Annotated in this window: 18 protein-coding genes; 7 read left to right on the plus strand and 11 right to left on the minus strand. The window is 68.3% G+C overall.

The window, feature by feature from the left end; genetic code table 11:
- Positions 1-33 precede the first annotated feature (33 nt).
- The 4 genes from PFX91_RS11975 to PFX91_RS11990 form a co-directional block, all read right to left on the minus strand.
- Positions 34-2,232 carry a dipeptide ABC transporter ATP-binding protein gene (locus tag PFX91_RS11975; RefSeq protein ID WP_285731582.1) on the minus strand — a complete coding sequence of 733 codons (2,199 nt, stop codon included), beginning with the start codon at positions 2,230-2,232 and terminating at the stop codon, positions 34-36.
- 14 nt (positions 2,233-2,246) lie between these two features.
- Positions 2,247-3,158, minus strand: a complete 912-nt coding sequence (locus PFX91_RS11980) for an ABC transporter permease (protein WP_285731583.1) — start codon at positions 3,156-3,158, stop codon at positions 2,247-2,249.
- Between the two features lie 70 nt (positions 3,159-3,228).
- The gene (locus PFX91_RS11985; protein ID WP_285731584.1) at positions 3,229-4,209 is read right to left on the minus strand and encodes an ABC transporter permease; all 981 of its coding nucleotides are present in this window, start codon (positions 4,207-4,209) and stop codon (positions 3,229-3,231) included.
- Between the two features lie 582 nt (positions 4,210-4,791).
- Positions 4,792-6,360, minus strand: coding sequence for a glycosyltransferase (locus PFX91_RS11990; RefSeq protein ID WP_285731585.1), 1,569 nt, complete (start codon positions 6,358-6,360; stop codon positions 4,792-4,794).
- A 680-nt stretch (positions 6,361-7,040) separates the two neighbouring features.
- Here PFX91_RS11990 and PFX91_RS11995 point away from each other — a divergent pair.
- The gene (locus PFX91_RS11995) at positions 7,041-7,502 is read left to right on the plus strand and encodes an ATP-binding protein (protein ID WP_285731586.1); all 462 of its coding nucleotides are present in this window, start codon (positions 7,041-7,043) and stop codon (positions 7,500-7,502) included.
- A 117-nt stretch (positions 7,503-7,619) separates the two neighbouring features.
- Here the strand turns inward: PFX91_RS11995 and PFX91_RS12000 are convergent, their stop codons facing one another.
- From PFX91_RS12000 to cmtR, 4 genes are all read right to left on the minus strand, one after another.
- A complete protein-coding gene (locus PFX91_RS12000; protein WP_285731587.1) occupies positions 7,620-7,793 on the minus strand; it encodes a hypothetical protein in 174 nt (57 codons plus the stop codon).
- 254 nt (positions 7,794-8,047) lie between these two features.
- A complete protein-coding gene (locus PFX91_RS12005; protein ID WP_285731588.1) occupies positions 8,048-8,899 on the minus strand; it encodes a SigB/SigF/SigG family RNA polymerase sigma factor in 852 nt (283 codons plus the stop codon).
- Positions 8,900-9,452: 553 nt separating this feature from the next.
- Complete coding sequence (locus PFX91_RS12010) at positions 9,453-12,641, minus strand: efflux RND transporter permease subunit (RefSeq protein ID WP_285731589.1); 3,189 nt, start codon at positions 12,639-12,641, stop codon at positions 9,453-9,455.
- Between the two features lie 585 nt (positions 12,642-13,226).
- Complete coding sequence (gene cmtR / locus PFX91_RS12015; RefSeq protein WP_285731590.1) at positions 13,227-13,577, minus strand: Cd(II)/Pb(II)-sensing metalloregulatory transcriptional regulator CmtR; 351 nt, start codon at positions 13,575-13,577, stop codon at positions 13,227-13,229.
- Between the two features lie 120 nt (positions 13,578-13,697).
- Here cmtR and PFX91_RS12020 point away from each other — a divergent pair, with 120 nt between their 5' ends.
- The 5 genes from PFX91_RS12020 to PFX91_RS12040 all read left to right on the plus strand — a co-directional run bounded on the left by PFX91_RS12020 (position 13,698) and on the right by PFX91_RS12040 (position 18,745).
- Entirely contained in the window at positions 13,698-14,618 is a 921-nt protein-coding gene (locus PFX91_RS12020) for a cation diffusion facilitator family transporter (protein ID WP_285731694.1), read from the plus strand.
- 219 nt (positions 14,619-14,837) lie between these two features.
- A complete protein-coding gene (locus tag PFX91_RS12025; protein ID WP_285731695.1) occupies positions 14,838-16,229 on the plus strand; it encodes a TrkH family potassium uptake protein in 1,392 nt (463 codons plus the stop codon).
- Between the two features lie 28 nt (positions 16,230-16,257).
- Positions 16,258-16,929: a potassium channel family protein gene (locus tag PFX91_RS12030; protein ID WP_285731591.1), complete on the plus strand. Its 672-nt coding sequence runs from the start codon at positions 16,258-16,260 to the stop codon at positions 16,927-16,929.
- Between the two features lie 233 nt (positions 16,930-17,162).
- Positions 17,163-18,197 carry a metal ABC transporter substrate-binding protein gene (locus PFX91_RS12035; protein WP_285731592.1) on the plus strand — a complete coding sequence of 345 codons (1,035 nt, stop codon included), beginning with the start codon at positions 17,163-17,165 and terminating at the stop codon, positions 18,195-18,197.
- Between the two features lie 314 nt (positions 18,198-18,511).
- A complete protein-coding gene (locus tag PFX91_RS12040; protein WP_285731593.1) occupies positions 18,512-18,745 on the plus strand; it encodes a DUF397 domain-containing protein in 234 nt (77 codons plus the stop codon).
- Positions 18,746-19,170: 425 nt separating this feature from the next.
- Here PFX91_RS12040 and PFX91_RS12045 read toward each other — a convergent pair whose 3' ends face one another.
- The gene (locus tag PFX91_RS12045) at positions 19,171-20,022 is read right to left on the minus strand and encodes a helix-turn-helix domain-containing protein (RefSeq protein ID WP_285731594.1); all 852 of its coding nucleotides are present in this window, start codon (positions 20,020-20,022) and stop codon (positions 19,171-19,173) included.
- A gap of 251 nt (positions 20,023-20,273) precedes the next feature.
- On the minus strand, positions 20,274-20,771 hold the full coding sequence (locus PFX91_RS12050; RefSeq protein ID WP_285731595.1) for an ATP-binding protein: 498 nt from the start codon (positions 20,769-20,771) through the stop codon (positions 20,274-20,276).
- 308 nt (positions 20,772-21,079) lie between these two features.
- Here PFX91_RS12050 and PFX91_RS12055 point away from each other — a divergent pair, with 308 nt between their 5' ends.
- A complete protein-coding gene (locus PFX91_RS12055) occupies positions 21,080-21,838 on the plus strand; it encodes an SDR family oxidoreductase (protein WP_285731596.1) in 759 nt (252 codons plus the stop codon).
- A 101-nt stretch (positions 21,839-21,939) separates the two neighbouring features.
- On the opposite strand, the gene PFX91_RS12060 is transcribed toward PFX91_RS12055, so the two are convergent.
- Positions 21,940-22,845: a serine hydrolase gene (locus PFX91_RS12060; protein WP_502888309.1), complete on the minus strand. Its 906-nt coding sequence runs from the start codon at positions 22,843-22,845 to the stop codon at positions 21,940-21,942.
- Positions 22,846-22,868: the final 23 nt, after the last annotated feature.

The raw sequence follows: 22,868 nt of genomic DNA on the forward strand, positions 1-22,868 counted from the left end.
CGCTGGAGTGTCGTGTCGTGCCCGCCCTTGGCGTCAGTCGGTTCCCCACCGCTTCGCGAAGTGGCAGGCCGCGCCCTGGTCCTCACCGTTCACGGCGAGGATCCGTGGTTCGACGCTCACGCACCTTTCACGGTCGGTCTCCGCGAGGGTGAGGAACTTCTGGCACCTGGTCCGGAACCTGCATCCCGAGGGCGGATTCGCCGGACTGGGCAGGTCTCCCTCCAGGACGATGTGCGTGCGTGCGCGCTCCTTCTCCGGGTCCGGGAGGGGGATCGCCGACAGCAACGCCTGGGTGTAGGGGTGGGCGGGACGGGAATAGACCGACCGGGTGTCGCCGATCTCGACGATCCTGCCCAGGTACATGACCGCGACCCTGTCGGCGATGTGGCGGACCACCGACAAGTCGTGGGCGACGAACAGGTAGGCCGGCCCGAGCCTGGCCTGCAATTCCCGCAACAGGTTGACCACGCCCGCCTGGATGGACACGTCCAGGGCCGAGACCGGCTCGTCGAGCACCAGCAGTCGGGGCTCCAGGGCCAGGGCCCGCGCGATACCGATGCGTTGGCGCTGGCCGCCGGAGAACTCGGCGGGAAAGCGGGTGGCGTGCTCGATGTCGAGACCGACCAGCGCGATCAGCTCGTACACTCTGCGGGTGGTCTCGGCCGGGGAGCGGCCGTGGGTGCGCAGCGGCTCGGCGATGATGTCGAACACCGTCATGCGCGGGTCGAGTGCACTCATCGGGTCCTGGAAGACGATCTGCATCTCACGACGCAGTCGGAACCGGTCGGACCTGCTCAGCGTCGAGGAGTCCTTGCCCATCACCGTGACGCTGCCGCGCTGGGGCCTCTCCAGGCCCATGATCTCCATGAGGGTGGAGGACTTGCCGCAACCGGACTCACCGACCAGTGCGAGGGTCTCGCCTTCGCGGATGTCGAAGTCGACGCCGTCGACCGCGTACACGGTGCCCACGCGTCTTTTGAACACCGCTCCCCTCGTCAGAGCGTGGTGCTTGACGAGGTCGGTGACTCGCAGGACCTCCCTGCGGTCCTGGCGCCGCGTGTGGGAGAACGAGGTCTCGGGGATGTCGGGCACCGGGTAGATGTCCTGGGCGGTCCATCCCTGGGCGGCGATCTCCCCGGAGCGGAGGCACGCCACGCGCTGGGGGGCGGCGTCGGCGCCCGGCGCCCGTGCGCCGCTGGCGGACGCGCTGCGGGCACGGACCTCCTCCCCCGGGGGTCGATCTCCGATCTCCAGGAGTTCGGGCTCGGTCTGCTCGCACTCGGGCCGGACGAGGGGGCAGCGCGGCGCGAACGGGCAGCCTGGCGGCGGGTTCGACAGCGAGGGCGGGGTCCCCTCGATGGGGACCAACGCCCCTTGGTCGTCCAGGTCCATGCGCGGCACGGCACCGAGCAGGCCCATGGTGTAGGGCATGCGACTGCGGTAGTAGATGTCGTCGACCCCGCCCGTCTCCACCGGACGTCCCGCGTACATGACCAGGACACGGTCGACGAACCCGGCCACGACCCCCAGGTCGTGGGTGATCATCACGATGGCCGCGCCGGTCTCGCGGCGGGCGGTGCGCAGTAGGTCCAGGATCTGCGCCTGGATGGTGACGTCCAGGGCCGTGGTGGGTTCGTCGCAGATGATGACGTCGGGATCGTTGGCCATCGCCATGGCGATCATCACGCGCTGGCGCATACCGCCGGAGAACTCATGGGGGAAGGAGCGGTAACGCTGTTCGGCGTTGGGGATGCCGACGAGGTCGAGCAGTGCGACGGCGCGGGCCCGGGCCTGGGCTCGGGAGGTCCTGGGTTCGTGGGTCAGGACGGCCTCGGCCAACTGGTCGCCGACCGTGTACACGGGGGTGAGCCCGGACAGCGGGTCCTGGAAGACCATGGAGATGACCTTGCCGCGCTTGCGGGCCATGGCGCGGTCGTCCAGGCCCAGGATCTCCTCACCGTGCAGGCGTACCGATCCGGTGACCTCCGCGTGGTCGGGCAGCAGGCCCATGGCCGCCATGGAGGAGACGGACTTGCCCGAGCCGGACTCGCCGACGATGCCCAACACCTCGCCACGGCGTACGGCGTAGCTGACGCCGCGTACGGCGTGGACGTCGGGGCCGCCGTTCCTTCCGGGGAAGGTGACGGTGAGGTCGGTGACCTCCAGGACAGGGGCCTCCCCCGCGCACTCGTCGGAGGCGACCTCGGTGGTCTCGATGATGTCAGTGCTCATGGGTGTGCCTCCCCCTAGGAACGGCGCGACGTGGAGTGCGGGTCGAGGGCGTCGCGCAACCCATCCCCGATCATGTTGACCGCGAGCACCATCAGCACCAGCAGGACCGTGGGGAACACGAACATCCAGGGAGCGGTGGTGGCGAACGAGGATCCGGCGGCGATGACCATGCCGAGACTGATGTCGGGGGGCTGCACTCCCAGACCGAAGTAGCTGAGCGCGGTCTCGCCGATGATGGCCGTGCTGACCATGATCGTGGCGTCCGCGATGAGCAGGGACGACATGTTCGGCAGGATGTGGCGCAGGATGATCCTGTGCGGGGGCACCCCCATGAAACGGGCGGCGTGGATGTACTCGCGTTCACGCAGGGAGATGGTCAGTCCGCGGACCATCTTGGAGGTGACCATCCAGCTGAAGGCGGCGAGCAGGATGACGAGGACGAGCCATCCGCCCTGTCCGATGAAGTGTTCGGACAGGATGGCCAGGATGACGAAGTTGGGCAGTACCAGCGCCAGGTCGGCGACCCACATCAGGGCCTTGTCCGTCATCTTGCCGAAGTAGCCGGCGAAGGCACCGACGAGTGCGGCGACACCGGTGGAGATCAGGGCGACCAGCAGGCCGATGAGCAGGGACTTCTGTAGGCCCGCGGTGGACTGGGTGAAGATGTCCTGGCCGGTGCGGTTGGTGCCCATCCAGTGTTCGAAGGAGGGGCCTTCGAGCATGGCCGAGAAGTCGCGCCGGCCCACCTCCCAACCGCTGATGAGCGGGCCCACGAAGGCCAGCACCGTCAGCAGGGCGAGCATGGCGAGGCCGACGATGACACGTCGGGTGCCCAGGAGTCGGCGCACCACGTCCTTGAGCCTGTCGGGGGCCGGGGGCACCGACGGCGCCTCGGCGGTCTCCGTGCTCTTCTCGATCGTGTTCATGGCGTGCTCTCCAGCGACAGTGGCGCGGTCGTGTGCGGTGGAACGTTGCGGTCGGCGGCGGAGGGCGCTGTCACACCCGCACCCTCGGGTCCAGCCAGGCGTAGAGGACGTCGGAGAGGAAGGACGCCGCCATGATGGTGATCGCCATGAACCAGGAGACGGCCGCGACCACGTGGACGTCGTTGCGGAAGATCGAGTCGATCAGCCAGGCGCCCATGCCGTGCCATCCGTAGATCTTCTCGGTGAAGGTCGCTCCCGACACCAGGGCGCCGAAGGTGAAGGTGAAGTAGGTGATGGTGGGGATCAGGGCCGTGCGCAGCGCGTGCTTGAACAGGGCCTTCCTGCGGGTGAGTCCCTTGGCCATGGCGGTGCGCACGAAGTCGGCCCCGAGCACGTCCAACATCATGTTGCGCTGGTAGCGGGCGAAGGCGGCGAAGAGCGCGACGGCCAGCACGGTGGTGGGCAGCAGGGCGTGGTGGATCCGGTTGCCCAGGAACTGCCACCACGTCCCGTCGAAGCCGGCCGAGTACTCCCCGGAGTAGCGCAGGAGCTGGAACCCGAGCCCGTCGTTGATCGCGACGGCGAGGACCTGGACGACGATCGCGATGACGACCGTGGGCACCGACAACACGAAGAAGGAGGCCGCCGTGGCCGCTTTGTCGAACCTGCGGTACTGGCGTACCGCGGCGTAGGCGCCGACGGCGATGCCCACGGCGCCGCCGAGAAGGGTGGCGACGGTGATCAGGCGCAGGGTCACGCCCGCCTTCATCCACATCTGGTCGGCGACCTCGCGTCCCTGGATGGTCTTGCCGAAGTCGCCTTGGACGACTCCCGTGATCCAGGTGGCGTAGCGCTGGGCGAGGGGGGTCTCGTCATTGAGGTTGAGCGTGTCCAGTTGGGCGTTGACCGCCTCCGGTGCGGGCGGCGGCTGCATCTGTTCGAAGTAGTCGCGCGGATGCAGGTTGGTCGCGGCGAGCAGGTAGGCGAAACTCGTCGCGAGGAAGATCAGAACGACGTGGTTCAGCAACCGCCTGGCCAGGAACTTGCCCAAAATTCTCTCCGAACCTCACAGCCGAGCCCGCCGTTCGCCCTGTTCGTGCACGGCCCTCGCCCGGTTCCGTCCACGATCGCGGTCCGAAGTACCCCAGGGACATGTCGGCGGACGTCACCGATGCCAGGACTTCCTCACTTCACGACCACGGAGAGCGGCTCTTCAAGGCATCCCGAGCGCTTTCTCACCCGAATACGTTCCGTGACAGTAATGCCATGAGCCTGCGGCAATTCAGACACTCGAAGGTAACCACTACATCAAGAAAAGACAACGCTACTCGACTGGCATGCAATTATGGATAATTTGTCATGTCTTGCACGCAAGAAACAACTTCAACCCGAACAGAGACCAGGGCCTGAGCTGGAACAATACGAGACCAAAAGGAAATGACCAATTTTTCCGACATGCATGGATACACGCCTTCAGGGGGTGCTCGCGAGAGAATTCTTCCATGGGAGCATACAAAAAAGATTTTTCGGACAGCAGGCCCATGAGCCCCTCACCCAGCGCAACGGAATTTCCAGGGGCGCCCCCGACCTCGCCCCTCCACTCACCCGCGGCCACGCAGAGCCCGGAGGTCGGTCACGGGAGCCGTCGGCCCGCCCTCACCCCTGGAAGGTCTCGGCCTCCCCCGAATCCGCCGGAGGGAGCCGTACCGGACGCCGTCCCGGTCCGTGGCACCAAGGGCGCCGGGGTCCGTGTGCGCACCACGCCCCACCAGGTCCCCAGCGAACGGGCCGCGTCACCCGCCATGCCCAGAACGGTCCAGGGCACCGGGCCGGTCAACGCCCTTGCCCTGTTCCGGTGCCAGGCCATGACGTGGGGCAGGGTCAGGGCCGCGCCCGCGACCACGGCGATCCGCCTCGCACGTTCGACCTTCCCTCCGACCCTCCGCCCGCGGCGACGGGCGATCACGCCGCCCACCGTGGCCGCGGCGGCGAGCGGCCACCACGCGGTACGCACCGCGTGCGTGCCCGCGCGCACGGTGCGCATCAGGTCCAGGCCCGCCATCCGCGCCGTCTCCGGCAGAGGAATCCGTTCCTGGGACAGGAGCGCGCCGGCCACCGACACACCTCCCAGCGCACCGGCCGTCAACGCGGCGCCGGGGTGTCCGGCCGCGGCCAGGGCCAGGCCGACCATCCCCGCCGGTGGCAGTTCGGGACCGGCCCGGCGTTGCCCGTGGCGACGGGCGAGCGGAGCGGCGAGCGTCCCCAAGGCGAAGCTGTCACGCAGATAGTCGGCCACGTCCGTGGTCGGTGGTGCCCAGAGCCGGGACCGGGGCTCGTAACGCACCGACCACCCCTGGTCCACCAGCCGCCACAGCAGGTCCAGTACGGGGGCCTCCTCCGCTCCGGGGCCCAGGTCGGCGACGACACGGCGCACCACCAGGGCCGGCACGGGCCTCAGTGCGTCGGTGAACCCGCCGTCCGTGCCCGACCGCCGTTGCCAGGGCCTGGAGTGCCCCCAGGGCAGCACGGGCATGGGGTCGATGCCGCGGTCGGCGCCCGTGCCGGCGGCGGCGATGGCGGCCACGGTCATCTGAGCGTGGTCGAGACCCCTGGGGCGGTCCGTCAGGACGCGCGGCACCACCGCCATCACCTCGGGGTCGTCGAAGTGCCCCAGGGCGGTCTCCAGCCACCCCGGGGAGGGACGTGTGCCCGCCTCGACGAGGGCGACGAGATCGGCCGAGCACGCTCGCAGCGCCGCGGCCATCGCCCCCGTGCCCCCGGTCTGACCCGTGACGACGCGGACTCCACGGCGGCGGGCGACCCGGGCCTCTGTACCGGTGGCCCCGACCACCACCGTCCGCACCTTCGGGCGGTGCTCCGCCAGGTGGTCCAAGGTGGTGGCCAGAGCGTGGTGTCCCGTCCGCCCCACCACGGCCACCTCGACGGTGTCATCGGGAGCGAGGGGCCGCGGGCGGGGGTGGGCCAACCCCGCCCTGACCAGGGCCCGGGCGAGCAGCCCCTCCTCTTCTCCCTTCGGCATGGAACCGCTCGACCAACGAATGAGCGCGCTGACCTGTTCGGGGGCGAGGCGCACCGTCCTCGGCGGGCATCCGCCCACGAGGACGTGACCCTCGTCGGTCAGGCGTACGGCGCGATCGATCTCGATGCCGGGACCGGAGGACAGGGGCGGTCGGGAGGACATCCCCACACCTTGGCCGGTCGGACATGGGGAACGCAAGACCTTGACCATCACCGGGCTTTCCCCAGACTTTACCCAATCGTTATTCATGCTCACAGACCCCACCAGTCCCGCAACCCGGGCGCCACCCCTCCTGACCAACCGTGTGATCAGACCGGAAACCCCTTTTAACCAGTTCAGGGAGGGTTATCCTGGCCAGGCGAGGTCGGTTGGGTCCCCGAGGAGGCACGGAGCGTATGCTGAGCGCGAATACGCCCTTCAGTGTCGTAGGGCGCATCCACAACCAGACATGAGCGACTTCCTCGGCCCGCTCTCAGGCCCCGCCTACCACGGAGAAGCCCTCGGGCTTCTCCCCATCCCCCTGTCGCCGCCCTCAGACCGCGCACCTCGCGGCAGACGAACGCATCCCTCCTTGTCCCAGAGGACTGTGACCGGTGTGAGAACGCGCCGTGACCCACGATGTGGGCACGGACGCCCTTCGAGGGCCAGGCGCTTTCGTTGCCATGCCCGCCGCGAACACACGTCCTCGGGGAGTGAGCCCAATGTGTGACACCGCAGCATTCCACAGTCTCCCGTGCACGCACCGAACGCACGGTCCCACCCGCGGGGACGGCCCCTTGCGGACGAACCCTCTCCAGAGCCCGGCACCCACGTCCACACACCCGCAACGTCCGGCGAGTCCCATGCACGAACGAGCCCCTGACGACACCGACGCCACGCGTAGACCCGTACGAAGGAGGTTTCCGGGTCTGCCGAGTCAGATCGCCTACGCGAGGAGGTTCGTCGCCCGTCAACTGGCCGCCTCACCGGAGTTGACCACGGCGACACTGCTGACCAGCGAACTGGCCACGAACGCCATCACCCACAGCGCCTCGGGCATGGCCACCGGCAAGTTCGAGGTGTGCGTCCAGGTGGCACCCGGATGGGCGCGGGTGGAGGTACGGGATCTGGGCAGCCTGACCGAGAAACCCGAGCCCCAGAACCGGAACCCCTACGACACGGCGGAGCACGGTCGGGGCCTGGATCTGGTGGAGGCGCTCTCCAGCAAGTGGGGAACCGAACGACGCGGCGACGGCATGGGCAGGAAGGTCTGGTTCGAACTGGTCTGGGAGCGCGGTGGCGACCCGGCGGCGGACACGCACTGAGGAAGAGGCGCTCCTCCGCGGGCCGACCTCGCGGGGGACGATGGCCGTCCCCGAATGCCGTGGCGGAGTGTGGACACACCGTGTGTCCTCCCCGCCCTGGGCGGACGTGGGACCTGTCTACTCCTCGGTGACGGCCGTCGATGGCGCGCCGTCGTCCTCGCCGTCCTCGGCGGGTGCGGGCAGCCGGTAGCGCTCGTAGAGCCGCCGCGCGTAGTCCTTGGCCTCCTGGGAGGGTTCGCCGCCCAACTCGGCGCGGACCAGGTCTTCGAGGCTCTTGTTCGTTTCGTTCATGGGAGGCAGACTGCCTGGAGTGCGTGGACAGCACAAATCGCCGCTCCGGCGACGGAGGGATGACGGGCCTGCTCTCCCGGGCGACGATGGAGCGCAGAGCCCGTGACACCGGACCCCGCGTGCCGTGCGAGCCCGTGGCCCGCTCGGAGCGCTCCCGGCGGTCCTCCCGCCGGAGGACGGCTCCTGTCGCTGTCCTCCGGCGGAAGAAGAAGAGACCGCTGCCCGGCGAAGCGGGTCCCTGAGGAAACGGTCCGCTAATTACGGGAGGGCGAGTCCGTGCCCACCTCCTTGCGCAGCTGCTCCAACACGCCGGCCAGGAGCCGGGACACGTGCATCTGGGAGTAGCCGAGGCGGTCGGCGATCTCGGACTGGGTGTGGTCTCCGAAGAACCTCAACAGCAGGATCTTGCGTTCACGTTCGGGCAGGCGGGCCAGGGCCGGCTTGAGGGACTCACGCTCGACCACCCGCTCCAGGGCCCGGTCCTCACTGCCCAGGTGGTCCTCCAGACGGGCGCCCTCCTGTCCGTCGGAGTCGGAGGAGTCCGGCGCGTCCAGCGACAGAGAGCGATAGGACTCCGAGACCTGGGTCAGCTCGCTGACCTCGGCCTCGGACAGGCCCATCTCCTGGGCCAGTTCGGCGATGGTGGGGGTGCGTGCGTGCTCCTGCTGGAACTCACCGATGATGCGTCGGAGCTTGACGCGGTTCTCCTGGTGACGTCTGGGCACGCGCACGGCCCAGGTGTGGTCGCGAAAGTGCCGCTTGATCTCGCCGGTGACCGTGGGAAGCAGGTAGGAGATGAACGGCTTGCCACGGTCGGGGTCGTAACCGCGTACGGCCTTGACCAGTCCGACCATGGCGGTCTGCTTCAGGTCCTCCAACGGCTCGCCGCGCCCCCCGTAGCGGCGAGCGATCTTGTTGATCAGCGGTTGGTAGAGCACGACGACGCGTTCGCGCAATCTGTTGGCCCGCGGGTCCCCCTCACTCAGCCCTCGGAGCTCTGACAACAACTCCTCGGCCGAGACCTCCTCAGCCGCTCTACGCGGTCTGGGAATTACGGGCGTGTGATTGGTTGTGTTCTGGGACACATGGGAAGCGATAGCGGACAAGAGAAAACCCCCCGGTGCTCTGTCCTGTGTGTTCCTGGTATAGCTGCCTGGCTGGCAGGCCCCAGTCGTGCGCCCCGCTCACGGTCGGCGTCCAAGCCCCGTGACCGGGCGGTAGCGCCCGTGGTGCGCACAGTACGTTCCCTCAGAAACGTCTTCAAAAGCCGTGGGGCAAAATTTTGTTGTCGAGCGACAACTGTTCACGGTATCCGCGCAGGTCAGGGCGGTCGAGTGTGACGCAAGACATCATCTCTACACCCTTTCCCCCGAAAGTCGCGCGAGGAGGCGGCGAGCCGCCGCCCCGCCCTGCGCCCTGAGCGCGAACACTACGTGTCGGCATACCTCGAAGACGAGAGACAAAACGCTCTTATCATCTTTTTTCTTTTCTCGAACATAGGATCGATAAATGTGGGCCCGCCAAACACCGGGCACGTGTCGACCATCCTTCGGCCACGAACCGATCGGCAAGCGACCGAAACTCTCCCGAAAGGGAGAACGACGAGGGGCGCCCCGCGCTGTGCGCGGGACGCCCCTTCCCCCGATTCTCGAAACCGGGTCAGCCGACCGTCTGCCTGCTGCGTGCGGCCTCCTCTTCGGTTCCTTCCCCGACCGTGGCCCCGCGGCCCGCCCTGCGCTCGCGGCGGGCCTGCCTACGGACCTCGCGGCGCCGGCGCCCCCACTCCACCAGCTGGTAGAGGACGGGCACCAGGATCAGCGTGAGCAGGGTGGAGGTCACCAGACCGCCGATCACCACGATGGCGACCGGGCCGGAGACGAACGCTCCACCGCCCGCCAGACCGGTGGCCATCGGCACGAGCGCGGCGATGGTGCCCACCGCCGTCATGAGGATGGGCCGCAGACGGTGCCGGGCCCCCTCCACGATCGCCTCACCGAGCGGCATGCCACGGTTCTGGTTCTGGTTGATCAGGTCCATCAACACGATGGCGTTGGTGATCACGATGCCGATCAGCATCAGCATGCCGATCAGGGCGGCGGCACCGATCGGGGTGCCGGTCAGCATGAGCAGACCCAGCGAACCGGTCGCGGCGAACGGGACCGAGATCAGCAGCATCAGCGGCTGGAGCAGACTCTTGAACGTCGCCACCATGATCAGGTAGCAGATGACGATCGCGGCGAGGATCGCCAGCCCGATCTGGGCGAAGCCCTCGGTCTGCTCCTGGCTCACACCACCGAGGGTGGCGGTGGCGCCCTCGGGCAGGTCCAGCCCGTCCAGGGCCTGACTGATCTGAACGCTGACCCCACCCAGGTCGGAGGCGGTGGCGGCGGCGGTCACGGTGGTGCTGGTGACCCCGTCGATACGGGTGAGTTCCGGAGGCTGGAGCACCTCCTCCACCTGGGCCACATCGCCCAGGACGATGGCCTGGCCGGTGGGCGTGGTCAGCGGCAGGTCCTCCAGTTCGGCGACGGTCTGCGGCGCCTCCTCCACACGGACGACCACGTCGCGGCGGATGTCGTCGATGGTGGCGGTGCCCACGTTACGGCCGTTGAAGGCGGCCGAGACCGCCTGGCCGACCATGGCCTCGCTCATGCCGAGTTCGGCGGCCTCCTCACCGTCCACGCGCACCTCCAGCGCGGCCTGCGACTCGGTGATGCCGCTGGCCACGTCGTCGGCGCCGTCGATGGCGCGCAGTTCCTCCTCGACCATCGCCGCGGCCTCGGCCAGGGTGTCCTGGTCCTCGGCGGTGACACGCACCTCGATGGCGGAACCGCCCATGCCGCCGGTGGCGTCCAGACGCGGTTCGTACTCGGTGTCCAGCTTGGCGAACTCGGTGCGCAGCACCTCGCGGTTGCGCAGCTGGTCGGTGTCGGGGTCGGCGGTGATGGTGTAGTCGATCTGGTCCGACCCACCGCCCATCAGCGGGTTGCCGCCGATGTTGGTCTGGTAGCTGTCGATCCAGGCCATTCCCGCCAGGAGTTCCTCGACCTTGGCGGCCTCTTCGTCGGCGGCCTCCAGGGAGGTACCGGGCTCCAGTTCCTGCACGACCGCGTAGGTGTTCTGCTCGGCCTCGCCCATCCAGTCGGTCTCGGAACCGGCGGCCATGGCCAGCGTGCCACCGAAGACGAACAGCGACGCGGTCAGGGTGATGATCGTGGCGGACCTGCGCTTGGTGGTGATCCAGCGGATGACGGGCAGGTAGGCCCGCTGCAACGGGGAGCGCTTCTCCCGCTCGATCTGCTCCAGGGTGGCGTCACCGACCTCCGCGGGACGCATGAACCAGTAGCACAGCACCGGGGTGATGGTGAGCGCCACCAGCAGCGAACCGCCCAGGGCCAGGGAACTGGTGACCGCGAAGGGCACGAAGATCTCGCCGACCATGCCCCCGACGAAGGCCAGGGGCAGGAAGACGGCGATGGTGGCGAAGGAGGAGGAGGCCACGGCCACGGCGACCTCGCGCACGCCGTCCTTGACCGCCCGCATGCGCTCCTTGCCGTAGCTCATGTGGCGCCCGATGTTCTCCAGGACCACGATGGAGTCGTCGACCACCCGACCGATCGCGATGGTGATGGCGGCCAGGGTCAGCATGTTCAGGGTGAACCCGAAGGCCTGCATGCCCAGGAAGGCCACGAGGATCGACACCGGGATGGAGACGGCGACGACCAGGGTGGAGCGGATGGACAACAGGAAGACCAGGATGACGATGACCGAGGCGACCAGGCCGTAGCCGCCCGCCTCGAACATGTCGGTGATGGAGTCGTTGATGAAGGGCGCCTGGTCGAAGACCACACCGATCTCGGTGCTCGAGTCCAGCAGGTCGGACTGCTCCTCCAGGACGGAGTGGACGCCTTCGGAGATCTCGACGCTGTTGCCGTCGGGGGTGGCCATGATCATCAGGGCGATGCTGGGGTCACCGTTCAGGCGGGCGATGCTGCTCGCCTCGGCGGTGAGGAGTTCGACGTCGGCGACCTCGGAGAGTCGGACCGGCGAAGGCGGGGCGGTCGGGGGCGCACCGGGCATCGCGGCGGAGGGGTCCACGCCCTGGGAAGGGCGCACCCACAGGTCCTCGATCGCCTCCAGGGAGGCGAGCTGCTCGCCGGTGGTGACGCTCAGGGTCCGACCGTCCTCGTCGATGGACCCCCCGGCCATGAGCATCCCACTGCCCTCCAGGGCCTGGGAGAGGTCCTCGGTGGTGATGCCGGCCTCGGCGAGTTCGTCCTCGTCCGGAGTGATCTCGATCCTCTGCTCGGGCACGCCGGACAGAGTGGCCGAGCGCACGCCGTTCACCGACTCCAGGTCGGGGATGAGGATGTTCTCCACGCTGGAGGCCAGGGCCTGCTCGTCGCCGTCCTCGGCGCTGACGGCCAGGAGCATGGCCGGCATCATGTCCGTGCTCATCGACATGACGGAGGTGTCGACGTCGTCGGGGAGCATGCCCGAGACCTGGTCGATGGCGACCTGCGCCTCCCGAACCAGGGCGTCCTGGTCACGGCCGTAGTCGAACTCGGCCATGATCTGGGCCGTGCCCGTGCTGGAGGTGGAGGTGACGGTGTTGACCCCCTCCACCCCCTGGATCGCCTGCTCCAGGGGTTCGGTGACCTGACCCTCCACCACCTGGGGTGTGGCGCCGGGATAGCTTCCCGTGACCATCACCATCGGGAACGAGACCTCTGGGAAGAGTTCGCGCTTGGCCGAGACTGCGGCGAGGACACCGAAGAACAGGACTGCCAGGGTGATGAGCAGGACCAGCGCCCGGTTACCGAGTGAGACGGTCGAGAGGCGGTTCACGTGTGCGCCCCTTCCGCTCCGGTGGCGGCATTCCCCGTCCGGGGGCGGCCCGGGACGCGGGCTCTTGCGGCCGATCTGGACATGAGAGGTTCTCGTTCCTAAGTTTCGCTGCGGACCACGGGAGCGGGCCGCGGTGTGCTGGCCATGATGTGCGGGGGCGTCCAGCGTCCGTCGGTGCCCGAGCACCTCCGCACGTCGACTCCGGCGCGCCGTGAGGTCGGCGGAGTCCTGTGGACGTGCCGCGGTGGGGGACGGTCGGTATCCGTCCGCGGGGTGCGGGATCACCGTGCCAGGCGTGTTCGTCGGAATTTCACGCTTTCGCCGGGCGCACTACTCACCATACGTCGCGTTATATCTGGAGTCGGCCCGCCCCTGTCCGATTCAGGGGACTCTCAGGGTTCTGTCAGTCCCTTGTCAGGGTCGGCCCTGACCGGCCTCGGAGCCCTGCCCGAAGTCGGGCCGCGGTCGCCGCGGACACGGTGGAGGACGCCGTGGGGCCGGTCTTCCCAAATAACGGACATCACAGTACGGGGTTTGGCCCCACACAGAAAGACGTGCCCTGAGGTGACCCCCGTCTCAGGGGACTCAGACCGCCCGCTGCTCCTCCAACCGCTCGCTCGACTCCTCCACCGTCTCGTGCGGGTGGGCGGTCCCCCACACCACGCTCAGAAGGTCCTCCAGGGCGTGCGCGAGGGAGGCGTCCACGAGTTCGTAACTGACCTGACGCCCCCGCGCGGAGGTGCGCACCAACCCGCAGTCGCGCAGGCAGGCCAGGTGGTTGGAGACGTTCTGGCGGGTGAGTCCCAGTTGCTCGGCGAGTCCGGCGGGGTAGTGCGGGCCGTCGAGGAGCGCCAGGAGGAGGCGGCATCGGGTGGGATCGGCCAGAGCGCGGCCCAGTCGATGAATGGCGGACAGGCGTTGCTCGGAGGTCAACATGAAAACCATTGTACAGGGTTTGCTGTATAGACAGCTTAGACTGTATAAACAGTGCTGACTGAATCGTGGGCACCGTACGTTCACGGTGCCCACCAGGCGGAGGCGGACAGGGGGCGGCCGATGGGCGCGGTACACGGCCATGGAGACGGGCACACGGTCACCGCAGGCGCGGCCAACAGCAGGCGGCTGGCCGTGGTCCTCGGGATGATGCTCGCCGTCGCCGTGGTCCAGGTGATCGGCGCCGCCTTCAGCGGCAGCCTCGCCCTGCTCGCCGACGCCGGGCACACCGTCACCGACTCCTTCGGAGTGGCCCTGGCCCTGGTCGCCGTATGGCTCGCCGCCCGACCGGCCACCGACGAACGCACCTTCGGTTACCAGCGGGCGGAGATCCTCGCCGCCGCCGTCAACGCGCTGGTCCTGTTCGTCCTGTGCGGGTTCATCGTCCTGGAGGCGATCGACCGGCTGCAAAGACCCGCGGACGTGTCCGGCGCGGGAGTGGTCGTCGTCGCCGCGTTCGGACTGGCCGTGAACATCGGTGCGCTGTTCGTCCTGCGCTCGGGCGCCAAGGAGAGCCTCAACGTCAAGGGGGCCTACCTGGAGGTCATCAGCGACGCTCTGGCCTCCGTGGGCGTCATCGCGGGCGGGACCGTGGTCTGGCTGACGGGATGGACACGGGTGGACACCCTGGTGTCGCTGGGCATCGCGGCGATCATCGTGCCCCGTGCCTGGACGCTGCTGCGCGAGGCGGTGCACATCCTCCTGGAGGCCACGCCCAAGGACATGGACCTGGCCGAGGTGCGCGAACACCTGCTCAGTCACCCCGCCGTACTCGACGTCCACGACCTGCACGCCTGGACCATCACCTCCGGGGTGCCCGTGATGTCGGCGCACGTGGTGGTCGCCGAGGAGCATCTGCGCGACACCGGCCGGATGTTGGACGAGCTCCACGCATGCCTGACCGGCCACTTCGACGTCGAACACTCCACCCTGCAACTGGAGCCGCCCGGACACGCGGACCACGAGGGGGCCCGCCACGCCTGACGGCCGGCGCCCCATGCCGACCGCGCGCGCCTCACCCAGGGGTCTACCATGCGGAAGCAGGCCGTCGACGTGCCGGTGTCGTGACCCTCTGGCACAATTCCTCGCGGTCGGCCGACAAGGGGGCACCATGGCATCCTTCCCGAACCGCGGCCAGCGGTGAGCACCCGTCCTCGGGGAACGGGCGTGCGAGCCTTGCTCGGGCTGGTCCGCGACCGACTCATGCCTCGAAGGGCCCTGTGGTCGACACGGCGCGTACGTGTGCACTGGCACGCTCCCCGCGAGTCCCGCATCTGGCGCAAGCCCGCACGGGTCTTCCTGCTCGCGTTCGTCACCGTGGACCTGGTGGGCACGGGTCTGCTGATGACCCCGGCGGCCACGACCGACGCCGAGGGGCTGTCGTTCGTCGAGGCCTTCTTCACCTCCACGAGCGCGCTCTCCGTGTGCGGTCTGAGCGTGATCGACATCGGCGGAGACCTGAACGCCTTCGGTCACGGGATCGTCCTGGTCCTGATGCAGATCGGCGGGTTGGGCATCATGACCCTGGCCTCCCTGCTGGGCACCGCGGTGATCCATCGGTTCGGGCTGCGCATGCAACTCCACGTGCAGGCCGAGACCCGGAGCCTGTGGGTGGGCGACGTTCGCGAGTTGGTCAGCCGGGTGGCGGCCGTCTTCCTGGTGCTCCAAGGAGCCACGTTCGCGCTGATCACCCCGCGGATGTGGCTGGGCTACGACATGCCGCCGGGAGAGGCCGTCTACTCGGGGCTCTTCCATGCGGTCTCGGCCTTCAACAACGCGGGGATGTCGCTGTACGACGACAGCATGATGCGCTTCTCCGGCGACCCGTTCATCCTGCTTCCCCTGGCCTTCTCGATCATTCTCGGCGGCATCGGCCTCCCCGTCCTGCTGGAGTTGCGGCGCCGACTGGGCACACCCCGCGCCTGGAGCCTGCACACCAAGCTCACCGTCGCCACGACCTCCATCCTCTTCGTGGCCGGAGCCCTGCTGGTCACCGTGATGGAGTGGGACAACCCGGCCACACTGGGCGAGATGGACTGGTGGGCCCGCATCACCGATGGCTTCTTCCACGGCGTGGTGCCGCGCAGCGGCGGTTTCAACGCCGTCGACACGGGCCACATGGAGGACGCCACCCTGCTGGTGACGATCATGCTCATGTTCGTCGGCAACGGCAGCGCCGGAACGGCCGGAGGGATCAAGGTCGCCACCCTCGCGGTGATCTTCCTGGTGGTCCTGGCCGAGGTCCGGGCCCAGGACAAGGTGCACGTGTTCGGCCGCCGACTCCCGCACGAGGTGGTCCGCCAGTCGCTGAGCCTGGTGTTCCTCTCCGCCACGGCGGTGGCGGTCACCACGGTCCTGCTGTTGCGCACCACCCCGTTCGGTTTCATGCCGGTGCTGTTCGAGGTGGTCTCGGCCTTCGGGGTGGTCGGTCTGTCCACCGGCATCACTCCGGACCTGGCCCCGTGGGCTCAGTCTCTGCTGGCCCTGCTCATGGTGGCCGGACGCATCGGCCCCGTCACCTTCGTGACGGCGCTCGCCTTCCGCGACCGTCTGCGCCGCTACGATCTCGCCATGGAGCGGCCGATCATCGGCTGAGGCCCTCCGACCCGAAGGGAAGGACCCCGTGCAGCAACACAGGCGCCCCACCGACAGACGTGTCCTGGTCGTGGGCCTGGGCCGGTTCGGCAGCTCGCTGGCCCTGGAGCTGATCGAACGGGGATGGGAGGTGCTGGGCGTGGACTCCAACCCTCGTCTGGTACAGACCTACGCCGACGCCCTCACCCACACCGTGATCGCCGACGCCACCGACGAGGAGGCGTTGCGCCAGGTGGGCGCCTCGCAGTTCCAGCGGGCCGTGGTGGCCATCGGCAGTCACCTGGAGGAGAGCATCCTGACCACCTCGCAACTGGTCGACATGGGGGTGTCCACCATCTGGGCGAAGGCCACGAGTCGGCGGCACGGCAGGATCCTGGAGCAGGTGGGCGCACACCACGTGGTGCTGCCCGAACACGACATGGGCGAGCGCGTGGCGCACCTGCTGTCCGGTCGGATGCTCGACTACGTGGAGCTGGAGGAAGGCTTCTCTTTGGGCAAGACCAAGGCGCCCCGGGCACTGGTCGGCAGGACGCTGCGGGAGACGCGGGTGCGTCAGCGGTACGGGGTCACCGTGGTGTCGGTCAAGAGGATGGGCGGGGAGTTCACCTACGCCACCCAGGAGACGGTGCTGAACAAGGGCGACGTGATCGTGGTGGCGGGCCGGACCGACGACGTGGAGCGCTTCTCGGAGTCGGCCTGAGCCACCTGGCCGGGAGACGCCCACGGGTACGGGTCGTCGTTGGTACGGGCTCCCGTCGGACATCGATCCCGTCTCCCACGGTGTGGGGACCGCTCACGGGCGCCGCACCCGCCCCATGCCTCGGTGAACGCCCCGTCGGCGGTGGCCGATCCCTCCCACGTCTGCTCCGCCTGGGACAGCTCTCGCCAAACGGGCAAATTGACAACCGTTTTCATTTTCCTCAAAATTGGCCCATGCGAACTGGGACAACCGCGAGGGTCGTCGCCCTCGGCGCCGCAACACTCATGACGATCACCGCCTGTGGAGACGGTGGAGGAAGGGAGGAGTCGGGCCTCTCCCCGGCCGACGCCGACATCACCGTGGTCACCGGCGTCTATCCCTTGGAGTGGCTGGCCCGGGAGATCGGCGGAGACCGGGTGGCGGTCGTCCAGCTCACCGAACCCGGTACCGAACCGCACGACCTGGAGCTGACCGGTCGTCAGGTCGCCCAGGTCAGTGAGGCCGACATCGCCTTCCACGTGAGCGGTCTTCAGCCCGCCGTGGACGAGGCGATCGCACAGCAGGCCCCCGACGGCGCGCTCGACGTCGCCGAACTCGTGGACCTGCGCCCCGCGGGCGGAGAGGCGTCCCCCTCCGAGGACGACCACGACCACTCCGGGGACGACCACGACCACGGCGAGGAGGGGCACGAGCACGGCGACACGGCCGAGGAGGACCACGCCGAGGAGCACGGCCACGACCATGGTGAACACGATCCCCACTTCTGGCTCGACGTGGACCTGATGGCACAGGTGGCCGGTGAGCTCGGCGACCGCATGGCCCGGATCCACCCGGACGGCTCCGACGACTACGCACGGGGGGTGGAGACCGTCACCACGGAGCTGGAGGCGCTCGGGCAGGAGTACGAGGAGGGCCTGTCCTCCTGCGAGCGTGACGAGGTCGTGGTCGGTCACACCGCCTTCACCTACCTCACCGAGCCCTACGGCCTGGAGCAGGTGGGCGTCAGCGGGGTGGATCCGGAGATGGAACCCTCCCCCTCACAGATCGCCTCGATCACCGACATCGTCCGTGAACGTGACATCACCACCGTCTTCACCGAGCCGTTGATGCCCGCGGCGACCGCCGAGACCATCGCCTCCGAGACCGGTGCACGGGTGGAGGTACTCGATCCCCTGGAGGGGGTCACCGAGGATTCCCCCGGCGATGACTATCCCTCGATCATGCGGGGCAACCTGGAGGCGCTGACCACCGCGCTGGACTGCTCCTGACCTTGCCCTTCCCTGAGAAAGGCCCCGCCGACTCCGAGTCCCGATCCGGTTCCGGCGGGGTCTTTCCCGCTTTCGTATCGGAACCCCGAGCGGCGGATCGGTGGTCGCCTCCTCGGGCCTCGACGCACTTGCGCACGAACCCACCCACCACAGGACGACCTGCCCACGCTGCTCGATCACACGCCGCTCACATACCGTCAAACCCACGGACAAGTGGCGGAGGTCACGCTATGCTTGTGAACGCGTCGGTGCCAATGCACGTGCATTTGTGAGTGCATCGGCACGGACCACCCCTCATACGACTAAGGAGCAGCATGACCGCACGCAACGGCATTCCCGCGACCGACCTCGTTGGAGCGGCTTGGCAGAAGGCCAAGCGCAGCAACTCCCAGGGCGCATGTGTCGAGATGGCCCGCCTCGGCGACGGATCGATCGCCGTTCGCAACTCCCGGTTCCCGTCGGGGCCGGCCCTGGTCTACACCCAGGAGGAGATCAACTGCCTGATCCTCGGCGCCAAGGACGGGGACTTCGACAACCTTCTGGGGTAGGCGGCCCCAGGTCGCCTCGGTGTTCGGAGCACGCAGGAGGGGTCATCGCCGTGCGGTGGCACTCCTGCGCGCCGGCCCGACCGCCATGCCCTCAGTCGGGCCGGCCCGGGCACCCCACCCGCGACCACCCGTTCCTCGGGCGTCGGGCGCACATCGCCCGACGGAGGAAGCGGCTCCTGCCCAGGAAACCGAAAAGGCCCGCCGCAGCGAGCCTATGGTCGATCTCCGGTCCCTTCGGGACCACTCCTCCAAGAGGTGCTTCTAGGGAGTGTTCTTCAGAAGGCTTTCGGGTCAGCGAGCGGCCGTCCAGGCAATCTCTCGCAAGACGATGTGCGAAGTTCAGCCTGGTCGTGCTTCACGAGCGCAGAGGCGTAGCGAGAGGCGGCCTGGTGGACGCGAGCCCGAAATGATGCAAAAAACACGACCTAGCCCTCGTCGTCCTTGTCCAGGTCCTTCAGCATGTTCTTGAGCATCTCCAACGTCTCGTCCGGCGTGGCCGCCGCGACGCTCAGTCTGGTCATGGCCTTGGTGTAGGCCTCCACCACGGGGCGCCGGTCGATGATCTCCGCGTCGGTGAGCTGTTCCAGATAGACCATGTCCGCCAGCTCGAACTCCGAGTAGCGCAGCAGGGTGAACGAACCGGCCTCGGCCGCGTGCGCACCCACCGAGAAGGGGACGATCTGGAGGGTGATGTTGTCGTACTCCTGGCTGAGCTGGATGAGCCACTCCAGTTGGCCGCGCATGATCTCGCGGCCCTCCTCCGGTCCCCCGATGGGACGGCGCACCGCGGCCTCGTCCAGGATCACCCACATGCGCATCTTCTTGTCCGTGCGCAGGCGGCGCTGTCTTTTGAGTCTGGCCTCCACGCGCTGCTCGGTGACCAGTTCGGTCTCCACACCACCGGAGATGATCGCCCGCGCGTACTCCTCGGTCTGTAGCAGGCCGGGAATGAACTGGGACTCGTAGATACGGATGTGGTCGGCGGCCTCCTCGAAGCCGACGTAGCGGGTGAACCACTTGTGCAGTGAGTCCCCGTACTCCCGCCACCACCCCGGCTTGTTGGATTCCCGCGCGACTTCGAGGATTTCCTTGATCTTCTTGCGGTCGGTGACCCCGTACATCTTCAGGAGGTCCTCGATATCGCGCAGCTTGAAACTGACCCGGCCGAGTTCCATACGGCTGATCTTGGACGCCGACGCGCGAATCTTGTTCCCCGCGTCCTCACGACTGATACCACGGGCTTCGCGGAGTTGACGCAGCTCGTGTCCGATCAGCATGCGGCGCACGGTGGGGCCGCTTCCCTGGCGCAACCGAGCGATATCCACGTTCGCCGCCTCTCCGTCCATTCCTCGCCCAAGGGTATCCGGGCCGGCGGGATGCCTTCCCTACGGTCAAGACACTACATGTACAAGACAGGAGCACGGCTCCCGATCACCCCCGCGATCCGAAAGAGCCTTCCGTCCACCGCCCCGGGTGGGACCACATCGCCATGGCGACGCCTCCCGAGGAACAGCACACGGTGATCGGCTCACACGAATTGCGCCCACACGAACTTTCCGCCGGGCGGTGTGGGAATCACGCCCCACTCTCGCGCGAAAGCACTCACCAGGGCAAGCCCCCGTCCGCCCTCCAGGCCCAGATCGGCTTCCCTTCTGCGTGGCAATCGTTCTCCACCGTCACGAACCGCGCAGATGAATTCGTTGCCGCTGCGCATCAAGGACAGCTGAATACCGCCCTCCTCCCGCTCGGGCAGGAGCAGGGGGGCGCCGTGCCTGACCGCATTGGTGACCAATTCGGAAACGACGACCGCGACATCGTTGGACAAGTACTGCATCCCCCATTCACCGAGGAGTGCCTCGGAGATCTCCCGTGCGGCGCCCACCGCACGAGGGCGCGGTACGAAGCTCCAGGTGAGGGCGTCGTGCCTGTCTCCGCAGACAGGGGTGTTCCAGCGGCGCGAACCGTGCGTCAGGACCCTGAGCCACCAACCACGGGTCGGCTCGGCCACAGCCTCCGCGCACTCCATGCCTTCCACTCCTCCCTGATGCACCGTGGTGAGTCGGCGGTGTCGTGTCCGAAGAGCTGGTGACGCCCTGCGAGCGTGTGCCGCTGCACGATTCGAATGCACGTGCATCTTGGTCCTGTGGACAATCGTAGGACACGCCGGGGCACCGCGCAGGCAAACGGAGAGACCATCTTCCACCGGCTCGGGAGGCGTACGCGCGAGGGACGTTCCCCTTCCCCCCGCCGAATGTCACCCCGGGCACCTACCGACCGGTTGGCATGCCGATAGGATCTCCCCGCGCCCACCGCATGAACTCTGGAGGTAACACCATGTCCCCAACGCCCCGTGTAGCCATCGTGACCGGTGCGGCCCGCGGGATCGGCGCCGCCGTGGCCGAGCGTCTGGCGAGTGAGGGGCGGTCCGTCGCCGTCCTGGACCTGAAGGAGTCCGACGCCCAGGAGGTCGTGGACCGCATCACCGCCGCCGGCGGCACGGCTGTGGCCGTGGGCTGCGACGTGGCCGACCCCGAGCAGGTGAGCGCCGCCGTCGACACCGTCGCCGAGCGTCTCGGCCCGCCCACGATCCTGGTGAACAACGCCGGTGTCCTGCGCGACAACCTGCTGTTCAAGATGTCCGTGGAGGACTGGGACACCGTGATGAACGTGCACCTGCGGGGCACGTTCCTGATGAGTCGGGCCGCCCAGGCCCACATGACCAAGAGCGGTTGGGGGCGGATCGTCAACCTGTCCAGCTCCTCGGCGCTGGGCAACCGGGGTCAGGCCAACTACTCCGCCGCCAAGGCCGGACTCCAGGGGTTCACCAAGACCCTCGCCATCGAACTGGGCAAGTTCGGCGTGACCTGCAACGCCGTCGCGCCCGGGTTCATCGAGACCGCCATGACCAAGGCGACCGCCGAGCGCATCGGCGTCAAGTACGAGGACATGAAGGCCTTCAAGGAGGCCGAGATCCCGGTGCGCCGGGTGGGTGTCCCCGAGGACATCGCCAACGCCGTCGCCTTCTTCACCGGAGAGGAGGCCGGGTACGTCTCCGGCCAGGTCCTGTACGTGGCCGGCGGACCGCTGGACTAGGCCTCGATGCTCCGCCACGCGTTCGCGGGTCCCGCCAGGTGGGCGGGACCCGCTCGCCGGACGCGACCGGACCATCGAAAGACCACGGTGTCCGGTCGGGGTCAGGAGGCGGACTCCTCCAGGGCATCGGTGACCGTGGACACCAGTTCCTCCACCAACTCCACCCCGCTGGTGTAGCCGCCGTTGCCGTCGCTCAGGACCGCGATCAGGTACTCCCGGTCGGGGCCGGCCACGTAGCCGACGCTGTTGACGTTCCACAGGCCGCGGTTGCTCTCGCGCGGTGTCCATCCGTTCTTGAGCCCCACGGTGTCATGGGGTCCCGCGCAGGCCGAGACCCCCCACGCCTGCTCGGCGGCGACCGATTCCATCAGTCCACGCAGATAGAGGCGATCGCTCTCCGACAGAGGTCCCTCCTCGGAGTAGAGCGCGCGCAACAGCCGCACCTGGTCGGCGGCGGTGGTCATGGTGGCACCCCACACTCCCCGGGGGTGGGGGTCGGTGCCGGTGAGACCGAAGGCCCGGGCACCGTGCACGAAACCGTCCGTGAAGCCGATCCGTGAGTACAGACCGTCGGTGACCTCGTTGTCGCTGTAGCGGATCATCACCTCGGCCTGTGCCCTCTCCTGTTCGGTGAGGTCGCGCCCCTCCTCCTGGGCGTGGAGGAGGAGCATGGCCAGGATCGTCAGCTTGGCCACGCTCGCCATGGGGAACTGCCGATGGGCGTTGTGGCTGAAGGTGGCGCCGGTACGTAGATCCTGCACCGCGAGACCGAAGTCGGCGCCCCGCTCCTCGCCGAGCGCGTCCATCCACGCGGTGAGCTCCCGGCGTTGGTCGAGGGTGAGGGTCCGCCCACCGCCGGCCGGCGCGGTGTCCGGAGCGAAGGGCACCAGGAGGGGGTCTCCGGTGGAGAGCAGGGCGCGTACCAGGGAGGGGTCGGCTGAGGGCGGCGCGCTCTGCGCCGCGGACGTGGCGCCCGGCAGGACGAGGGTCAGCACAAGGAGGAGCACGGCCGTCGTGACGACGACGGACC

Source organism: Nocardiopsis sp. ATB16-24, from assembly GCF_030271535.1.
GTDB lineage: Bacteria > Actinomycetota > Actinomycetes > Streptosporangiales > Streptosporangiaceae > Nocardiopsis.

Coding starts and splice junctions, on each gene's coding strand:
- PFX91_RS12000 (WP_285731587.1), bottom strand. CDS start 7,793: ATGAACGAAACGAACAAGAGCCTCGAAGACCTGGTCCGCGCCGAGTTG.
- PFX91_RS11975 (WP_285731582.1), bottom strand. CDS start 2,232: ATGAGCACTGACATCATCGAGACCACCGAGGTCGCCTCCGACGAGTGC.
- PFX91_RS11980 (WP_285731583.1), bottom strand. CDS start 3,158: ATGAACACGATCGAGAAGAGCACGGAGACCGCCGAGGCGCCGTCGGTG.
- PFX91_RS12045 (WP_285731594.1), bottom strand. CDS start 20,022: ATGCTGATCGGACACGAGCTGCGTCAACTCCGCGAAGCCCGTGGTATC.
- PFX91_RS12055 (WP_285731596.1), top strand. CDS start 21,080: ATGTCCCCAACGCCCCGTGTAGCCATCGTGACCGGTGCGGCCCGCGGG.
- PFX91_RS11995 (WP_285731586.1), top strand. CDS start 7,041: ATGCACGAACGAGCCCCTGACGACACCGACGCCACGCGTAGACCCGTA.
- PFX91_RS12050 (WP_285731595.1), bottom strand. CDS start 20,771: ATGGAGTGCGCGGAGGCTGTGGCCGAGCCGACCCGTGGTTGGTGGCTC.
- cmtR (WP_285731590.1), bottom strand. CDS start 13,577: ATGTTGACCTCCGAGCAACGCCTGTCCGCCATTCATCGACTGGGCCGC.
- PFX91_RS12025 (WP_285731695.1), top strand. CDS start 14,838: ATGCCTCGAAGGGCCCTGTGGTCGACACGGCGCGTACGTGTGCACTGG.
- PFX91_RS11990 (WP_285731585.1), bottom strand. CDS start 6,360: ATGTCCTCCCGACCGCCCCTGTCCTCCGGTCCCGGCATCGAGATCGAT.
- PFX91_RS12020 (WP_285731694.1), top strand. CDS start 13,698: ATGGGCGCGGTACACGGCCATGGAGACGGGCACACGGTCACCGCAGGC.
- PFX91_RS12035 (WP_285731592.1), top strand. CDS start 17,163: ATGCGAACTGGGACAACCGCGAGGGTCGTCGCCCTCGGCGCCGCAACA.
- PFX91_RS12040 (WP_285731593.1), top strand. CDS start 18,512: ATGACCGCACGCAACGGCATTCCCGCGACCGACCTCGTTGGAGCGGCT.